The 15745-nt window shown below is 71.5% G+C and carries 15 protein-coding genes and 1 pseudogene; 9 read left to right on the plus strand and 7 right to left on the minus strand.

The annotated features are described in order from the left end of the window. Positions 1-33 precede the first annotated feature (33 nt). Positions 34-2091: an RICIN domain-containing protein gene (locus ACZ4RZ_RS05420; RefSeq protein WP_467742258.1), complete on the plus strand. Its 2058-nt coding sequence runs from the start codon at positions 34-36 to the stop codon at positions 2089-2091. Positions 2092-2300: 209 nt separating this feature from the next. Here ACZ4RZ_RS05420 and ACZ4RZ_RS05425 read toward each other — a convergent pair whose 3' ends face one another. Together ACZ4RZ_RS05425 and ACZ4RZ_RS05430 are read right to left on the minus strand one after the other, a co-directional pair. Then, the gene (locus ACZ4RZ_RS05425) at positions 2301-3191 is read right to left on the minus strand and encodes a universal stress protein (protein WP_467742259.1); all 891 of its coding nucleotides are present in this window, start codon (positions 3189-3191) and stop codon (positions 2301-2303) included. A 5-nt stretch (positions 3192-3196) separates the two neighbouring features. Continuing rightward, complete coding sequence (locus tag ACZ4RZ_RS05430) at positions 3197-3541, minus strand: hypothetical protein (RefSeq protein ID WP_467742261.1); 345 nt, start codon at positions 3539-3541, stop codon at positions 3197-3199. A gap of 340 nt (positions 3542-3881) precedes the next feature. On the opposite strand from ACZ4RZ_RS05430, the gene ACZ4RZ_RS05435 reads away from it, so the two are divergent. The 4 genes from ACZ4RZ_RS05435 (at position 3882) to ACZ4RZ_RS05450 (ending at position 6920) form a co-directional block, all read left to right on the plus strand. Next, the gene (locus tag ACZ4RZ_RS05435) at positions 3882-4346 is read left to right on the plus strand and encodes a Crp/Fnr family transcriptional regulator (RefSeq protein WP_467742262.1); all 465 of its coding nucleotides are present in this window, start codon (positions 3882-3884) and stop codon (positions 4344-4346) included. Positions 4347-4779: 433 nt separating this feature from the next. Beyond that, positions 4780-5772 carry a dihydroxyacetone kinase subunit DhaK gene (gene dhaK / locus ACZ4RZ_RS05440; protein ID WP_467742264.1) on the plus strand — a complete coding sequence of 331 codons (993 nt, stop codon included), beginning with the start codon at positions 4780-4782 and terminating at the stop codon, positions 5770-5772. 139 nt (positions 5773-5911) lie between these two features. Continuing rightward, positions 5912-6511, plus strand: a complete 600-nt coding sequence (gene dhaL / locus ACZ4RZ_RS05445) for a dihydroxyacetone kinase subunit DhaL (protein ID WP_467742266.1) — start codon at positions 5912-5914, stop codon at positions 6509-6511. Then, a complete protein-coding gene (locus ACZ4RZ_RS05450; protein WP_467742268.1) occupies positions 6504-6920 on the plus strand; it encodes a PTS-dependent dihydroxyacetone kinase phosphotransferase subunit DhaM in 417 nt (138 codons plus the stop codon). Before dhaL ends, ACZ4RZ_RS05450 begins: the two co-directional genes overlap by 8 nt. Before the next feature lie 28 nt (positions 6921-6948). Here ACZ4RZ_RS05450 and ACZ4RZ_RS05455 read toward each other — a convergent pair whose 3' ends face one another. Next, positions 6949-7614: a TetR/AcrR family transcriptional regulator gene (locus tag ACZ4RZ_RS05455; protein ID WP_467742270.1), complete on the minus strand. Its 666-nt coding sequence runs from the start codon at positions 7612-7614 to the stop codon at positions 6949-6951. Positions 7615-7778: 164 nt separating this feature from the next. Between ACZ4RZ_RS05455 and ACZ4RZ_RS05460 the strand changes: the two genes are divergently transcribed. Beyond that, positions 7779-8543 (plus strand): SDR family NAD(P)-dependent oxidoreductase, encoded by a 765-nt coding sequence (locus ACZ4RZ_RS05460; protein ID WP_467742272.1) that lies wholly within the window; start codon positions 7779-7781, stop codon positions 8541-8543. A gap of 30 nt (positions 8544-8573) precedes the next feature. On the opposite strand, the pseudogene ACZ4RZ_RS05465 reads toward ACZ4RZ_RS05460, so the two are convergent. After that, positions 8574-8876: pseudogene (locus ACZ4RZ_RS05465) on the minus strand (glycoside hydrolase family 75 protein); the annotation flags it as partial. A 270-nt stretch (positions 8877-9146) separates the two neighbouring features. On the opposite strand from ACZ4RZ_RS05465, the gene ACZ4RZ_RS05470 reads away from it, so the two are divergent. The 3 genes from ACZ4RZ_RS05470 (at position 9147) to ACZ4RZ_RS05480 (ending at position 11833) form a co-directional block, all read left to right on the plus strand. After that, positions 9147-10136 carry a fibronectin type III domain-containing protein gene (locus ACZ4RZ_RS05470; RefSeq protein WP_467742275.1) on the plus strand — a complete coding sequence of 330 codons (990 nt, stop codon included), beginning with the start codon at positions 9147-9149 and terminating at the stop codon, positions 10134-10136. A 21-nt stretch (positions 10137-10157) separates the two neighbouring features. Then, positions 10158-11087 (plus strand): LysR family transcriptional regulator, encoded by a 930-nt coding sequence (locus ACZ4RZ_RS05475; protein ID WP_467742277.1) that lies wholly within the window; start codon positions 10158-10160, stop codon positions 11085-11087. Positions 11088-11275: 188 nt separating this feature from the next. Next, positions 11276-11833, plus strand: coding sequence for a hypothetical protein (locus tag ACZ4RZ_RS05480; RefSeq protein ID WP_467742279.1), 558 nt, complete (start codon positions 11276-11278; stop codon positions 11831-11833). 73 nt (positions 11834-11906) lie between these two features. Here the strand turns inward: ACZ4RZ_RS05480 and ACZ4RZ_RS05485 are convergent, their stop codons facing one another. From ACZ4RZ_RS05485 to ACZ4RZ_RS05495, 3 genes are all read right to left on the minus strand, one after another. After that, entirely contained in the window at positions 11907-12458 is a 552-nt protein-coding gene (locus ACZ4RZ_RS05485) for a PadR family transcriptional regulator (RefSeq protein WP_467742280.1), read from the minus strand. 87 nt (positions 12459-12545) lie between these two features. Further along, positions 12546-14561: an NADPH-dependent 2,4-dienoyl-CoA reductase gene (locus ACZ4RZ_RS05490; protein WP_467742282.1), complete on the minus strand. Its 2016-nt coding sequence runs from the start codon at positions 14559-14561 to the stop codon at positions 12546-12548. Positions 14562-14895: 334 nt separating this feature from the next. Continuing rightward, positions 14896-15669: a putative protein N(5)-glutamine methyltransferase gene (locus ACZ4RZ_RS05495; RefSeq protein WP_467742284.1), complete on the minus strand. Its 774-nt coding sequence runs from the start codon at positions 15667-15669 to the stop codon at positions 14896-14898. Between the last annotated feature and the right edge of the window lie 76 nt (positions 15670-15745).

The raw sequence follows: 15745 nt of genomic DNA on the forward strand, positions 1-15745 counted from the left end.
CCGAAACGTCCACTGACGAGTTGGGAGCACATCTTGGCACGCCGTACCCGCACACGACGTCTCATGGGAACCATCGGAGTCACCGCTCTGGCCACCGCAGCGGCCCTGGTCACCGCCCCGGCGAACGCCGAGACCTCGGCGGCGGCCACGGCCGTCACCGTCCGGCCCGACCCGTCGTACAAGGAGCAGAGCTTCGAGGGCTGGGGCACCAGCCTGGTCTGGTTCGCCAACGCCACCGGCGACTATCCGGCCGAGATCCGCGAGAAGCTGGCCGACCTCCTCTTCGACGACGACGGCCTCGGCCTCAACATCGCCCGCTACAACATCGGCGGCGGCAACGCCCCGGACGTCAAGGACTATCTCCGTGCCGGCGGAGCGGTCGAGGGCTGGTGGAAGGCGCCGGCGGGCACCACCCGTGCGGACACCGACTGGTGGAGCGCCGACGAGGCGGCCGACTGGAACCCGGACGCCGACGCCACGCAGCGCTGGTGGGTGGACCGGATCAAGAACGACATCGACCACTGGGAGACGTTCAGCAACTCGCCGCCCTGGTTCATGACCAAGAGCGGCTATGTCTCCGGCGGCTTCAACTCCACCGAGGATCAGCTCAAGGCGGACTCCGTCGACGACTTCGCCGCCTACCTGGCGGGAGCGACCAAGCGGCTGGAGCAGGCGCACGGAATCAAGGTCGACACTCTCGACCCGTTCAACGAGCCCAACACGGGGTATTGGGGTACGCGCCTTGGAGCCGACGGCCGGCCGGTCGACGGCCGTCAGGAGGGGGCCCACATCGGCCCGGAACTCCAGCAGCAGGTGATCCGCGCGCTGGCCCCCGCCCTGAAGAAGGCCATGACCGGCACGAAGATCTCCGCGATGGACGAGACCAACCCCAGCCTCTTCACGCAGAACTGGAACACCTACCCCCAGGACGTGCGCGACCTCGTGGGCCGGATGAACGTCCACACCTACGGCACCGGTGGCCGTACCAGCGTGCGCGACCTGGCCAAGGCCGCGGACAAGCCACTGTGGATGAGTGAGGTTGAGGGCGACTGGGGCGACGGCCAGAGCTTCACCGACATGCGGCCCGGTCTGGGCCTCGCCCAGCAGATGGTCGACGACCTGCGCGAACTGGAGCCCCGCGCCTGGGTGTTCTGGCAGCCCGTCGAGGACTACGACAACATGAAGCCCGGCGGGGAGTCCGCCAAGGGCGGCAACTGGGGCAGCATCCAGATCCCGTTCAGCTGCACCTCCGCGGACACCTTGGCCACCTGCCCGATCCGCACGAACACGAAGTTCGACACCGCGCGCAACTTCACGCACTACATCAAGCCCGGCGACCGGCTCATCAAGACCGACGACACCTCCAGCGCCGCCGCGGTCGCCAAGTCGGGCAACGCGGCGACGGTCGTCCATGTCAACAGCACGACCGGCGCCCGTACGGTGACGATCGACCTGTCCAAGTTCGGCCGCATCGCCCGCGACGCGACCGTGACGCCCGTGGTGACGAGCGCCGAGGGCAAGCTGGAGCGACAGACTCCCGTCGAGGTCACCGGCCGGCAGGCCACCTTCACCGTGCCCGCCCAGTCCGTGACGTCCTTCCTCGTCAAGGGCGTGTCCGGCGTGGCGAAGGACGCCGCCCTGCTGCAGAAGGGCCACACCTACCAGCTGACCGGCGTCCAGAGCGGCAAGGCGCTCACCGTGGCGGACGACGGCACCAAGCTGGTCATCAAGGCCGCGGGCACCGATGCGCCCGGCACGGGACAGCAGTGGCGGCCGACCCGGATCAGCGGCGACACCGGCAACCGGCAGCGGTATGTGTTCACCAACCCCACGGAAGGCAAGCGTCTGGCCGTGCGCGACGGCGCCCCCGTCCTGGAGGCGGACAGCGGTCGGCGTGATCAGGCCACCCAGTGGATCATGTCGACGACCGGCGACGGCACCTGGACCCTCGTCAGCGCCGCCACCGGCGGGCTCCTCGAAGTGGGCGGCCAGGCCACCGCCGACGGATCCGCCGTCACGATGTGGACCCCGAACTCCGGGTCCAACCAGCGGTGGAGGATCTCCGACGTGACCGACCCGACCGGTTCGTAGCCCTTCGGACGACTCGCCTCTGCGCCCCCACGGCAACAGGGGGCGCAGAGGCATCCGCCGGCTTCAGGCGCTCCAGGTCCAGTCGGCCACCTCGCGCGGACCGTGCCGTGCACCGCCGCTCGGCCGGCCGCGCCGGTGTCGAGCACATGCGTCCGACCGCGCGATCCGGATCGCCGCGTCCCCGATCACGCGGCACGTCCCCGAGCCGGTCACGGCGTTCGCACCCGCTGCGGTACGACGGCGACCGGGCAGGCCGCGTGGTGCAGCACGGTGTGAGCCACCCGGCCGAGCTGGAACCCGAAGTGGCCGTGGCGACGCTCGGCCCCGACGACGAGCAGGTCGGCTGTGGCCGAGGCGTCGAGCAGCGCCTTGCGGGCGGAGCCCTCGACGGTGCGCCGGTGCAGCTCCACGGACGGGTGGTCCGCGGCGGCGTCGCGCAGCGCGGCGTCGAGGGTGTCCGTGGCCCGCTGCTCGTGGAGACCAGCGGGTTCCCCGGCCGGCAGCGGGTCGCCGCTGGTCTCGTGCGGAGGGCGGCGCCAGGACCGTACGGCCTCCAGAGCGACCTGCCGTTTCTCCGCCTCCTGGAAGGCGAAGCGCACGGCCGCGGAATTCGGCGGCTCCTCGCCGACACCCAGCACGATGCGCCGCCGTGTTCCGGACTTCGCCTGGTTGTCGTGGCTGCCGCGCAGCACGATCACCGGGCAGGAGGCACGGGCGGCGACGGTGAGGCCGACCGAACCGAGCAGCAGCTCGGTGACGACGCCGCGGCCTCGGGCACCGAGGGCCAGTGCGGTGGCGTTGAGGCTCTCACGCAGCAGTGCGGGGACCGGCTCCTCGGGCAGCACATCGGTGGAGACCTTCACCTCCGGGTCGCGACGGTGTGCCCGCCGAGCGGCTGCGTCGACGATGTCCTCGGCCATCACCTGTTCCGAGGGGCGGTCCGATCCCTGAGCGAGCGAGGTTCCCTCGTATCGCTCCCAGAGCGAGGCGTACACCAGCCGGAGCGGTAGGCCGCGCAGGCCGGCCTCGTCCGTCGCCCAGTCCACGGCGCGCAGGCTCGGCTCGGAGCCGTCGACGCCCACGACCAGAGGCAGCTCCATGATCCTCACCTTCCGTCGGGGAACTCGCAGACGGTCCACGCGTCGACTTGGCCGTGCGGGACGTCCTGGAAGGATGCGTCGACCGAGGCCAGGGGGCGGGACAGGGAGACCACCCGGGTGCGCCCCGCCGCGTGCGGCCGGAACACCTCGCCGGGGTTTTGCCGGGTACGCACGAGGGAGCCGATCACGCTCTGGCACAGCCCCGGGACCTCGACACGGATGTGGACCTGACCTGTGCCGGGCTCGGGATCGGGGGGCTCCTCGATGACCAGGGCCGCTCCGAAGGCCGGTACGACGGCTGCCGGGCTCTCGGGCGAGCCGTCGAGGCCGACGGCGACGGTGCGGGGCATGGTCTCCACCTCCTGAATCGGGGGGTCCGATTCCAGCGTCGTGTCCAGGGTGTTCGCGCTGGAGGAGCCAGAGGTACTCGGCGGGGGCCGATCGGCCCTATGACTGGCCGCTGCGGCGGCAGCCTTCAGGGTCCCCGCGGTCGGCGGAGCCGGCCGTCGGCACGTGCGCGGGCGCGGGGCACGACGTACGCCTGCCGCCGCTGGACGAGGCGTGCGCCGTGGCCGAAGACAGCTGTGGTGCCGGGTGGACCGGGTGTGGGGCCAGGTGGCGCGTGGTTCGGGTCGAAGCACTGGCACACAATGGAAGCGGCAGGTCATACGTCCGTCCGGGAGGCCGGTCATGAACGCTCCGCCCACCGCCGGCATGCTGCGGGCACTGGTCGCCGAGCACCGGCAGCGGCTGATGCCTATCGCCAGCGAGGTGTCGTTCCCCCAGGGAGTCCGCCTCTTCCAGGAGGGCGGACGCGCCGACCGGTTCTGGATCATCCGCACCGGCACGATCGCTCTCGACATGCACGTGCCCGGCCGCCGGGCGGCCGTCATCGAGACCCTCGGACCCGACGAACTCGTCGGCTGGTCCTGGCTGTTCGCGCCGCACTCCTGGCATCTGGGGGCCGAGACGACCACTCCGGTGCGCGCGTACGAATTCGACGCCATGGCCGTGCGGGCGATGTGCCACGACGACCCCGCGCTGGGCCTTGCGGTCGCCGAATGGGTGGGCGGCATCCTCGCCCACCGTCTCCGCTCGGCCCGCACCCGGCTGCTGGACCTGTATGCCCCGTACGGCAGCGGCGGTCACCGCTGAGCGACCGGTGAACCGACGCGACGACCGAGGAGTCACCCCGCACGAAACCCCGAACACCTGACGCGGGTGTTTCTCCGAGACGCCGCCGACATCGCGGAGGAAGCCCGCGCGGCGGTCGCGCCCTATCTCTGTCCTGGTCGAGGTTCCCGGGCGAAGGCCGGACATCGACCTTCACGAACCCATGACTGTCGCTGCAGGTGACCACGGCCCCCCGAGCGCCGATACTGCCGGGAGTGGACTACTCGGCTCCCTCACGTGCACAGCACCGGATCCATGACAACCCGTCAGGAAAGCGGCGACGAGTCGGCGCCAACCCCGCCGGAGCCCCCTCCCGGCCGCCGCGGACGATCAAGATCCAAAACCAGCCGTACGTGCGCTGCCCAGGAGAGATACCGGTCAGAGCCTAAGCTGAAAATCTCACCAGGAGGTTCCCATGAAGATGCTCATCAACGTGGCGGAGACGGTGGTCGCGGACGCACTGCGGGGCATGGCGGCGGCGCATCCGGAGCTGACCGTGGATGTCGAGAACCGGGTGATCGTACGGCGGGACGCCCCGGTGGCCGGAAAGGTGGGCCTCGTCTCCGGTGGCGGTTCGGGGCACGAGCCGCTGCACGGCGGATTCGTGGGTCCCGGAATGCTGTCGGCGGCCTGTCCCGGAGAGGTGTTCACATCTCCGGTGCCGGACCAGATGGTGCGTGCCGCGGCCGCCGTGGACAGCGGCGCGGGCGTGCTGTTCATCGTGAAGAACTACACGGGTGACGTGCTCAACTTCGACATGGCGGCCGAACTCGCCGAGGACGAGGGCATCCAGATCGCGAAGGTCCTGGTCAATGACGACGTGGCCGTCACCGACAGCCTCTACACGGCGGGGCGGCGCGGCACCGGGGCGACGTTGTTCGTGGAGAAGATCGCGGGTGCCGCCGCCGAGGAGGGCGCACCGCTGGAGCGGGTCCAGGCGCTGGCCCGGCAGGTCAATGAGAACTCCCGGAGTTTCGGCGTCGCGCTCAGTGCCTGCACCACTCCGGCCAAGGGCAGTCCGACCTTCGACCTGCCGCCCGGGGAGCTGGAACTGGGCGTCGGTATCCACGGCGAGCCCGGCCGGGAGCGACGCGCGATGATGACCTCGAGCGAGATCGCCGACTTCTCGGTGCACGCGATCCTGGAGGACATGAACCCGCGCAATCCGGTGCTGGTGCTGATCAACGGCATGGGCGCGACCCCGCTCCTGGAGCTGTACGGCTACAACGCGGAGGTGCAGCGGGTACTGGGCGAGCGCGGAGTGCCCGTGGCGCGCACGCTCGTGGGCAACTACGTCACCTCGCTGGACATGGCCGGCGCCTCGGTGACGCTGTGCCAGGTGGACGAGGAGCTGCTGCGGCTGTGGGACGCTCCGGTGAAGACGCCGGGCCTGCGCTGGGGCGTGTGAACCCGGTCAACAGCCAGTCGGCTGCCGATGATCGGCAACCGGCCGAAGCGCATAGCGCACAGTCAACGCTCGTCCCCCGCAGTCAACGCTCGCTCCACACGGTCACCGCTCACACCATGCAACCACGCAAGGAGATTCCGTGCTCGACGCAGATTTCATCCGCCGTTGGATGACGGCGACCGCCGCGTCCGTGGATCGCGAGGCGGAACGGCTCACCGCCCTGGACTCGCCGATCGGCGACGCCGACCACGGCAGCAATCTGCAGCGCGGCTTCACCGCCGTGGTGGCCACGCTCGAGAAGGAGGCGCCGGACACGCCCGGCGCCGTCCTCATGCTCGCCGGGCGGCAACTGGTCTCCACGGTCGGCGGCGCGTCGGGACCGCTGTACGGCACCCTGCTGCGCGGGACCGGCAAGGCGCTCGGGGATACCGCCGAGGTCACCGAGGCACAGTTCGCGGACGCGCTGCGCACGGGCGTCGACGCGGTGATGGCGCTGGGCGGAGCCGCGCCCGGTGACAAGACCATGATCGACGCGCTGGTGCCCGCGGTCGACGCGCTCGCCGACTCGTTCGGCGCCGCGAAGGCCGCCGCCGAGGAGGGCGCCGTCGCGACGACACCGCTGCAGGCCCGCAAGGGCCGGGCGAGCTATCTGGGCGCGCGCAGCATCGGCCACCAGGATCCCGGTGCCACGTCCTCGGCTCTCCTGATCGCGGCGCTCGTGGAGGCGGCCGGTGAGTGACTCCACGGACAAGCTCGTAGGGATCGTCCTGGTCTCCCACAGTGCCGCCGTCGCCGCCTCCGTGGCCGAGCTCGCGACGGGCCTCGCCGGCGGCGGCACGACGGCTCCGGTCGCTCCCGCGGGCGGCACTGTGGACGGCGGTCTCGGTACGAGCGCGGAGCTGATCGCCGCCGCGGCCGCCGCCGTGGACCGTGGCGCCGGAATCGCCGTCCTCGCCGACCTGGGCAGCGCGGTCCTCACCGTGAAGGCGCTGCTCGCCGAGGGCGACGAACTCCCCGACAACAGCCGCCTGATGGACGCCCCCTTCGTCGAGGGCGCGGTGGCCGCGGTCGTCACGGCCTCGGCGGGCGCGGACCTCGCCGCGGTGGAGGCGGCGGCCGTGGAGGCGTACACGTACCGGAAGGTGTGAGCGCCGGGAGCACTGGTCCCGAGCCTGGTCAGGAAAGCCCTTCGGCCGCCACGGCGAGGGCCGAGCGAATGGTCGCCACCAGCTCGGCCTGTGCCGCCTCGGGATCGGGTTCCTCCTCGTCGGTGCGCCACGCGTAGTGCTCGACCGCCGCGCGCAGGGCCGCGTTGAGCATGGCGGCGCGGATCTCCGACCGCAGGTCGACGGCGGCCAGGCCGGCACGGTCGGCGAGCGCGCGGGCGAAGACGGGCTCGGCCTCGTCGTGGGCCTGGAGCCAGACCGCGCGCAGGCCCGGCTCGGTGCGGGTCAGCCTCAGCAGCGCGCGGACCTTGGGCAGGTGCGGCCTCGCCATCGGGCGGTCGCCGGTTGTGGACGCTCCATCCAGCGCGTCCTCCAGCGGCTGGTCGGGGCGCCATGCGCGCAGTGCTGAGGCGATCGCTTCGATCCCGGCCGCGAACAGGGGGCTGACACAGCTCTCCTTGCTCGGGAAGTAACGCCACAGGGTCCGCGCGGAGACGCCGACCGCCTGTCCGATCTGCTCGCCGGTGGTCGCGGCCACGCCCTGGGAGACGAACAGCTCCACCGCGGCGCGCGCGATCTCCAGCCGGATCTCCTCCTTGCGCGTTTCCGTCAGCGGAGGCCGTCCCGTTCGGCCGCCCGCGCGGCCGGGGGGCTCGGTGATGGCGCCGTCCGGCACTGGTGACTCCTTGGTTCTGCCTGCGGCTGCTGCCCTGGACTGCCGTGAGTCTAACGATCTCGAAAAGGCCGACCTGACTTTATGTCACTCAAGGACATTAAGTCGTACGGTGTGCAGCGCGACGGATTCGCCGCACCTCGCACGCACACCTCCGGGAGAACGTCATGACCACCACTGGACTGGCAGGCCGCAGCGTCATCGTCACCGGCGCGGGCTCCGGCATCGGGCGTGCCACCGCGCTGGCCTTCGGGGCGCAGGGTGCGCGCGTGGTCGTGGCCGACCTCAACGCCGACGGCGCCGAGAGCGCCGTGAAGGACATCGTGTCGGCCGGCGGTACCGCCGTGGCCGTCACGGGCGACCTGGGCGAGCAGGCCGTCGTCGACCGGGTGACCGCGACCGCGGTGGAGCGGTTCGGCGGGGTGGACGTGCTGGTGAACAACGCGGGGATCATGGACCGCATGTCCGCGGCGGGAGACGTGAGCGACGCGGAGTGGGAGCGGGTCATCCGGGTGAACCTCACCGCCCCCTTCCTGCTCACCCGGGCGGTGCTGCCGCACATGCTGGAGGCCGGCAAGGGCGCCATAGTGAACACCGCGTCCGAGGCGAGCCTGCGCGGCAGCGCCGCCGGGGCCGCGTACACCGCCTCGAAGCACGGCATCGCGGGCTTCACGAAGTCCCTCGCCGTGACCTACCGGGACAAGGGCATCCGCGCCAACGCCATAGCTCCGGGCGGCACGCAGACCGGCATGGTCCCGGATGTCGAGCAGGGCGCGACGGGCCCCACGGCCATCCTCGCCTACATGGGCAACGTCGGCCGCGTCGCGAGCGCAGACGAGCAGGCCGCCGCCATCGTGTTCCTGGCCTCGGACGCGGCGAGCAACATCAACGGCGTGATCCTGCCCGTCGACAACGGCTGGGCCGCGGTCTGACGACCACCCGAGGCCAGGCCAGGCGGCCGCTCAGCGGACGAACTGCGCCGCCAGCCGCTCCCCCACCGCCACGGCGGCCGCGTGGTCCTCGATGGGCGACACCCGGGAGTCCCTGAAGACGATGTACGTGACACCGGAGTCCGTCCCGCCACCACACGGGTCGGGGCGGATGCCGAGCGCCTTGGCGGTGGCGTACGAGGCCTCGCCGATGACGTCGTGCGGTCCGGTGTCGCCGACGACCGCTTACCGGACCCGGCCCCGGTAGATCACCGCGACGACCGACCCGCCGCGCACACCGTAGTCACGGTGGTCCCAGAATTCGCTGACACTGGGCCGGCGCTCCGGTGGGCGCCGTGCGGCCGAGGGCCCGAGCCACAGTCGGCTCGGGCCACTCGACCGCCCTCGCCGGCGCGGGATCAGCGACGACAGCGGTCCGCGCCGTGGGCGTGAACTCCCCTGAGACAAGGGCGAGTTCACGCCGCGTCAGGATTCAGCATACGTACCCGCGCGGCGGTCCGGCCAACAGCCGCCCACCCTCTTGATGTGGCCGCGCCAGCCGTGTCTTATAGGTACAGACCAATCCCGTCGAGGGAAGGCAGGCCCGTGCGACGCGTTGCCCTTGTTCTGCTGCACGGCTCGATGTTCGGGTCACTGCTCGTTCTGGCGTCCTGCGGGTGGGGTGCGCATCAGGACGGACAGGGCGAACGACTGCCCTCGGCACCGATGGGCGTCACCGCCGCGGCGGGCAGCGCGACCAGCGTGCACGTCATGTGGAACCTGGCTTCCGGGGATCCGGAGGTCACCCGCTACGAGGTGTATCGCGGCACCACAAGAGTCAAGGAAGTGCCCGGCGCGGAGCACATGGTGGACATCACCCGGCTCCAACCGTCCACCACTTACGTCTTCACGGTGCGGGCCCGGAACGCCGCCGGGGACTCCGGACCGCCCAGCAAGCAGGTGCGCGCCACCACACCGGCGGCGGTCGCGGCCGATCACATGGCACCCACCCGCCCCGGCCGACCGCACGGCAAGGCGGTCGGGAGCAGGGCGGCCCAGCTGTCCTGGGAGAAGTCGACGGACGACCGCGGCGTGGCCTCGTACGACATCTATCAGGGCACCTCGAAGATCCACAGCGTCGGAGGCGCGCAGACGGCGACGGTGGTCACCGGACTGCGGCCCGGCACCCGCTACTCCTTCACCGTGCGGGCACGCGACACGGCGGACAACCTCTCGCCCGGGAGCGACACCGTCCGGCTCACCACCGCGCAGGGGTCGGACGACGGTCCGGGCACGGCGCCGACCGGCTTCCGTTCGACGACCCACCGCGCGGACGGGGCGTACTACATCGATCTGTTGTGGGTCGCGCCGGAGGTGGACGGAGTGATCACGGAGTACCAGATCCATCTCGACGGGCGTCCGGTGACCTCGCTGGTGTGGGGCGGCAGTCCGCCGCGCGGGAAGTCCACGTACAGCTTCTACGTGGGCCGGGACGCCGGGGTCGCGCACCGGGTGCGGATCAGGGCGAAGCTGCCGGACGGCACATGGGGCGGGTTCTCGGCTGAGCGCACGGTGACGACGGGCAGCGGGCAATAGTCACGGCATAGAGTTACTCGCATGCCCCATAGGGAAACCAATGCCGCAGCGCCCCTCGATCTCTCCCTGCTGCGTACCTTCCTCACGGTGCACCGGTCCGGGTCCTTCACGGCGGCCGCGCGGCTGCTGAGTCTTTCCCAGCCGACGGTGACGACGCAGATGCGGTCGCTGGAGGAGCAGCTGGGCCGGGAGCTGTTCGAGCGGGGACCGCGGGGCGTGGTGCCGACGTCGGTGGCGGACGAGCTGGCCGCGCAGGTCGCGGCGCCGCTCGACGCGCTCGCGGCGGTCGCGGACCGCGGCGGCTTCGGCGCCGACCAGCCGCCGGACCCGGTCCACGTCGCGGGTCCGGCCGAGCTGCTGTGCGCGAAGGCGCTGCCCGCGCTTGCGCCGCTGACGGAACAGGGCGTACGGCTGCGGATCAGCACCGGGCTGACCGACGACCTCCTGGAGGGGCTGCGCGGCGGCCGCTTCGACCTGGTGATCGCCACGACCCGGCCGCGCGGGCGCACCCTGACGTCCGTGCCGCTGATGGACGAGGAGTTCGTGCTCGTCGCCTCGCGGGCGTGGGCCAAGCGCATCGGCCCGGACCGGGTGGCGACCGAGGGTGCCGCAGCGCTGCACGGGGTGCCCCTGGTGACGTACGCCGAGGATCTGCCCATCGCCCGCCGCTACTGGCGGCATGTCTTCAGCGTGCGGCTGACCGGGCAGGCCGCGATCACGGTGCCCGATCTGCGCGGCGTCCTCGCGGCGGTCGCCGCCGGCGCCGGGATCACCGTGCTCCCCCGGTATCTGTGCCTGGACGAGCTCGCCTCCGGCGCCCTGGTGCCCCTGCTGTCGCCCGAGGACCCGCCGATCAACACCGGGTATCTCACCCAGCGGCCCGGCGCCTCGGACAACCCCCATGTGGCACTCGTCCGGGAGCGACTCCTGCAGGCGGGCCGCGCGTGGTGACCGACGGCCGACTGCCGTGACAAGCCCTCGGCAGTCGGCCGGACGAAGGAATTCATCACCTGCCCGGTCCCCGTCCGGATGCGGACCGGGCCGGTCGCGCATTGGCTCTCCCTGAGGGGGCACGGGCCTTTCCAATCCTCGGCGGCGCATGGGAAGTACCGCCAACCGTGCCGCTGGAGGGCAGTCCAATGCGTACTACTCAGATACTTCACCGCTCCGGCCCGACCGTGGCCGCCGCCGCTGCGCTGCCGCTCATCCTGGCCGCCCCGTCGGCCGTCGCGGTCGGTTCCGGAATCTCCGTGAGCACCACCGGTTCCAACGTTTCGGTCACCACCGGCGCGTGTCCGAGCAATGGCAGCAGCTTCGGCAACGCCGCCTTGCTGAGCAGCGGACAGGCGAACTTCTCCCAAGGGCGTCAAGCGTCGTTGACGGGGACCAGCACTAGCCAGTCGGCGTCCTGGTCGGGCGTGAGCCCGGGCACCTATACGGTCATCGTGGTCTGCCAGAACGGAACGACGGCGGGCACCCAGTCCATCATCGTCTCGTCCCCCACGACCTCCACGCCCCCCAGGACCCCCACGATCTCCACGACGGCCGCGCCGTCGCGCGGAGTCCTGGGCGGTTTCGGCGGAGCCGTCAAGGACTACGGCACGGTCACGCTGGTGGGCGGCGCGGTACTGGTCGGCACCGGCATCGTGGCGGCGGCCTGGTACCTGCGCCGCCGGGCCAAGCCCAACCGGCTCTGAATCAAGGGCCCGTCACACCGGCAGCCGTCCACCCGACTCCGGTCGGAGGGACGGCCGCCTGTGCGGGTGACCGCTACTCGGGCGCCGGCCCGGGGAGCCGCTCGAACTCCTCCAGCGCCTGGGTCAGCCACTGGGTCCAGAAGGTCTCCAGGTCGATCCCGGCACGCAGCACGAGGTGCCGCAGGCGGTCCTGTGGAGCGTCCTTGTCCGGCGGGAAATCGCGCTCCTGGATCTCCTCGTACTCCGCCAACTGCCGCCTGTGCAGCGCGAGATGGCGGCGCAGGTCGGCCTCGACTCCCGCGGTGCCGACGACGGCCGAGGCGCGCAGCCGCAGCAGCATCGTGTCGCGCAGCGGCTTCGGATCCTGGGAGGCCGCGGTCCAGCGGGCGAGTTCGGCGCGGCCCGCGGGCAGCACCTCGTAGCTCTTCTTCTGACCCCGGGCCGGCTGCTCGGAGGGCAGGGCGCGAATGTAGCCCTCGGACTCCAGTTTTCCCAGCTCGCGATAGATCTGCTGATGCGTCGCCGACCAGAAGTAGCCGATCGACTTGTCGAACCGCCGGGTCAGTTCGAGACCCGACGACGGCTTCTCGAGCAGGGCGGTGAGGATCGCGTGCGGGAGTGACATGGGGTCATCCTAGGGAGGGGCGCCCCGGAGACCGGGCGCCCGGCCGCGGCCCGCCGGACGCCGCCACGGCCCTCCCGCCTCTCGTTCCTAGAGCGCCGCCGCCAGCTCCGTGCCCTGCTTGATGGCACGCTTGGCGTCCAGTTCGGCGGCCACGTCCGCGCCGCCGATGAGGTGCACGCTGCGCCCCGCGGCGAGCAGTTCCTCGAACAGGTCGCGCCGCGGCTCCTGTCCGGTGCACAGCACGATCGTGTCGACCTCCAGGACCTGGCTGTGACCCTCGACGGTGACGTGCAGCCCGGCGTCGTCGATCCGGTCGTACTGGACGCCCGGCACCATGGTGACGCCCCGGTGCTTGAGCTCCGTGCGGTGGATCCAGCCGGTGGTCTTGCCGAGTCCGGCGCCGACCTTGGAGGTCTTGCGCTGCAGAAGGTGGACGGTGCGCGGGGGCGCGGGCCGCTCGGGCTCGGCGAGGCCACCGGGGGCCCGGTAGTCCATGTCCACGCCCCAGTTGCGGAAGTACGTCGCCGGGTCCTCGCTCGCCTTGTCGCCACTGTCGGTGAGGTACTCGGCGACGTCGAAGCCGATGCCGCCGGCGCCGAGGATCGCGACGCGGTCGCCGACGGGAGCCCCGTCGCGCAGCACGTCGAGGTAGCCCACGACGCTGGGGTGGTCGACGCCGGGGATCTCGGGGGTGCGGGGGCTGACGCCCGTCGCGACGACGACCTCGTCGTAGCCGTCCAGTCCGTCCGCGGTGACGCGGGTGTTCAACTGGATGTCCACGCCGTGCAGTTCGAGCTGCGTACGGAAGTAGCGGATCGTCTCGTCGAATTCCTGCTTGCCGGGGACCTTGCGGGCGACATTGAGCTGGCCGCCGATCTGGTGGGCGGCGTCGTAGAGGGTGACCTCGTGGCCGCGCTCGGCCGCGCTGACCGCGCAGGCGAGTCCGGCGGGACCGGCGCCGACGACGGCAACGCGCTTGCGCAGCCGGGTCGGCGAGAGGACGAGCTCGGTCTCGTGGCAGGCGCGTGGGTTGACCAGGCAGGAGGTGATCTTGCCGCTGAAGGTGTGGTCGAGACAGGCCTGGTTGCAGCCGATGCAGGTGTTGATGGCCTCGGGGCGACCGGCTTCCGCCTTGGCGACGAAGTCGGGGTCGGCGAGCATCGGGCGAGCCAGCGACACCATGTCGGCGTGGCCGTCCGCGAGCAACTGCTCCGCCAGTTCGGGGGTGTTGATGCGGTTGGTCGTCACCAGCGGGATGGAGACGGCGCCCATGACCTTCTTGGTCACCCAGGCGTACGCGCCGCGCGGCACCGAGGTCGCGATGGTGGGAATGCGGGCCTCGTGCCAGCCGATGCCGGTGTTGATGATCGTCGCACCGGCGGCCTCGACGGCCTTGGCGAGCGTGACGACCTCGTCGAGCGAGGAACCGCCCGGCACCAGGTCGAGCATCGACAGGCGGTAGATGATGACGAAGTCCTCGCCGACCGCCTCGCGTACGCGCCGGACGATCTCGACGGGGAAGCGCATGCGGTTCTCGTACGAGCCGCCCCAGCGGTCCTCGCGCTGGTTCGTCTGGGCGGCGATGAACTCGTTGATCAGATAGCCCTCGGAGCCCATGATCTCCACGCCGTCGTACCCGGCCCGCCGGGCGAGGCGGGCGGCGCGAGCGTAGTCGTCGATGGTCTGCTCGACCTCGGCGTCGCTGAGCGCGTGCGGCGGGAAGGGGCTGATCGGTGCCTGCAGGGCACTCGGGGCGACCAGGTCCTGGTGGTAGGCGTACCGCCCGAAGTGCAGGATCTGCATAGCGATCTTCCCGCCCTCGCGGTGCACCGCTGCGGTGATCTCCGCGTGCTGCTCGGCCTCCGCCTCGGTCGTCAGCTTGGCACCGCCCTCGTACGGCCGTCCCGCCTCGTTGGGCGCGATGCCGCCGGTGACGATGAGGCCGACGCCGCCGCGCGCCCGGGTGGCGTAGAACTCCGCCATCCGCTCGAAGCCGCGCTCGGCCTCCTCCAGGCCCACGTGCATGGAGCCCATGAGCACGCGGTTGGGCAGGGTGGTGAAGCCCAGGTCGAGCGGGTTCAGCAGATGCGGGTATCGGCTCATCGGGCCCTCCGTGCGCGGTGTCGTGTGTCTGTTGTAGACGACGAGCCGCGCTTTGTGCAACTAGTTGCACAATGAGGAGCGTCACTCGGCCGGGGGCCACCTGGGCGACGAGTCCGGCGACCGGTGCGGGCTGGTTGACCCACACCAGGTGGCCCGCGCCAAGGACGGCGACCATCGTGACGCTGGGGCCGGCCTCGAGCGCGGCGCATACTCCGCGGTCAGCCCGATCTCGCCGTGGTCGCAGACGGCCCGCGACAGCGAGCGCCTTGGGCTCGTCGGGAAGGCCGGCGAGCGGCGCCGCAACTCCCCTCCGGCCCCATCCCCCGGACAGACGCTAGGGCCGGACGCCGATCACGACATTGGCGTACATCTCCTCCGAGACCTCCAGCCGGGTGATCAGACCGCTGCGGGCGAAAGCCTCGAGGGCCAGGGGTGCCTGGTGTTCGCTCGTCTCGACGAGGAGGCAGCCACCGGGGGCCAGCCACCCGGGCGCCTCGGCGGCGACCCGGCGCACCACCTCGAGCCCGTCCGCGCCGCCGTCCAGAGCGACCAGGGGTTCGTGGTCGCGGGCCTCCGAGGGCAGCAGGCCGACCTCATGGGTGGGAACGTACGGCACATTGGCGGCCAGGACGTCGACGCGGCCGCGCAGGGTGCCGGGCAGGGCGGCGAAGAGGTCGCCCTCGTGGACGAGTCCGCCGAACGGCGCGACGTTGCGGCGGGCACAGCGCACCGCGGCCGGGTCGACGTCGGCGGCGTGCAGCTCGGGGCCGCCGAGGGCCGCGGCCAGGGCGGCACCCACCGCGCCCGAGCCGCAGCACAGGTCCACGACGACGGACGCGCCCTTCGCGAGCGCCACGGCCTGGTCGACGAGGAACTCGGTGCGGCGGCGGGGCACGAAAACACCCGGTTCCACGCCGATGCGCAGACCGTGGAACTCGGCCCAGCCGAGGACGTGTTCGAGCGGGAGTCCCGCGACACGCCGGTCCACCATGGCGGTGACCTCGTCGGGGGTGCGGGCGGTGGAGAGGATCAACTCCGCCTCGTCCTCGGCGAAGACACAGCCTGCGGAGCGGAGCGCGGCGACGACGGAAGCAGAAATTGGGGACATGTAAGCGAGAGCCTCTCGACGAACCGAAGGGCGCTCTCGCGCTCACCTACAGGCGGTGAGCCGCATTGCCTCGAGG

The sequence above is a fragment of the Streptomyces sp. NPDC027189 genome (assembly GCF_055566975.1).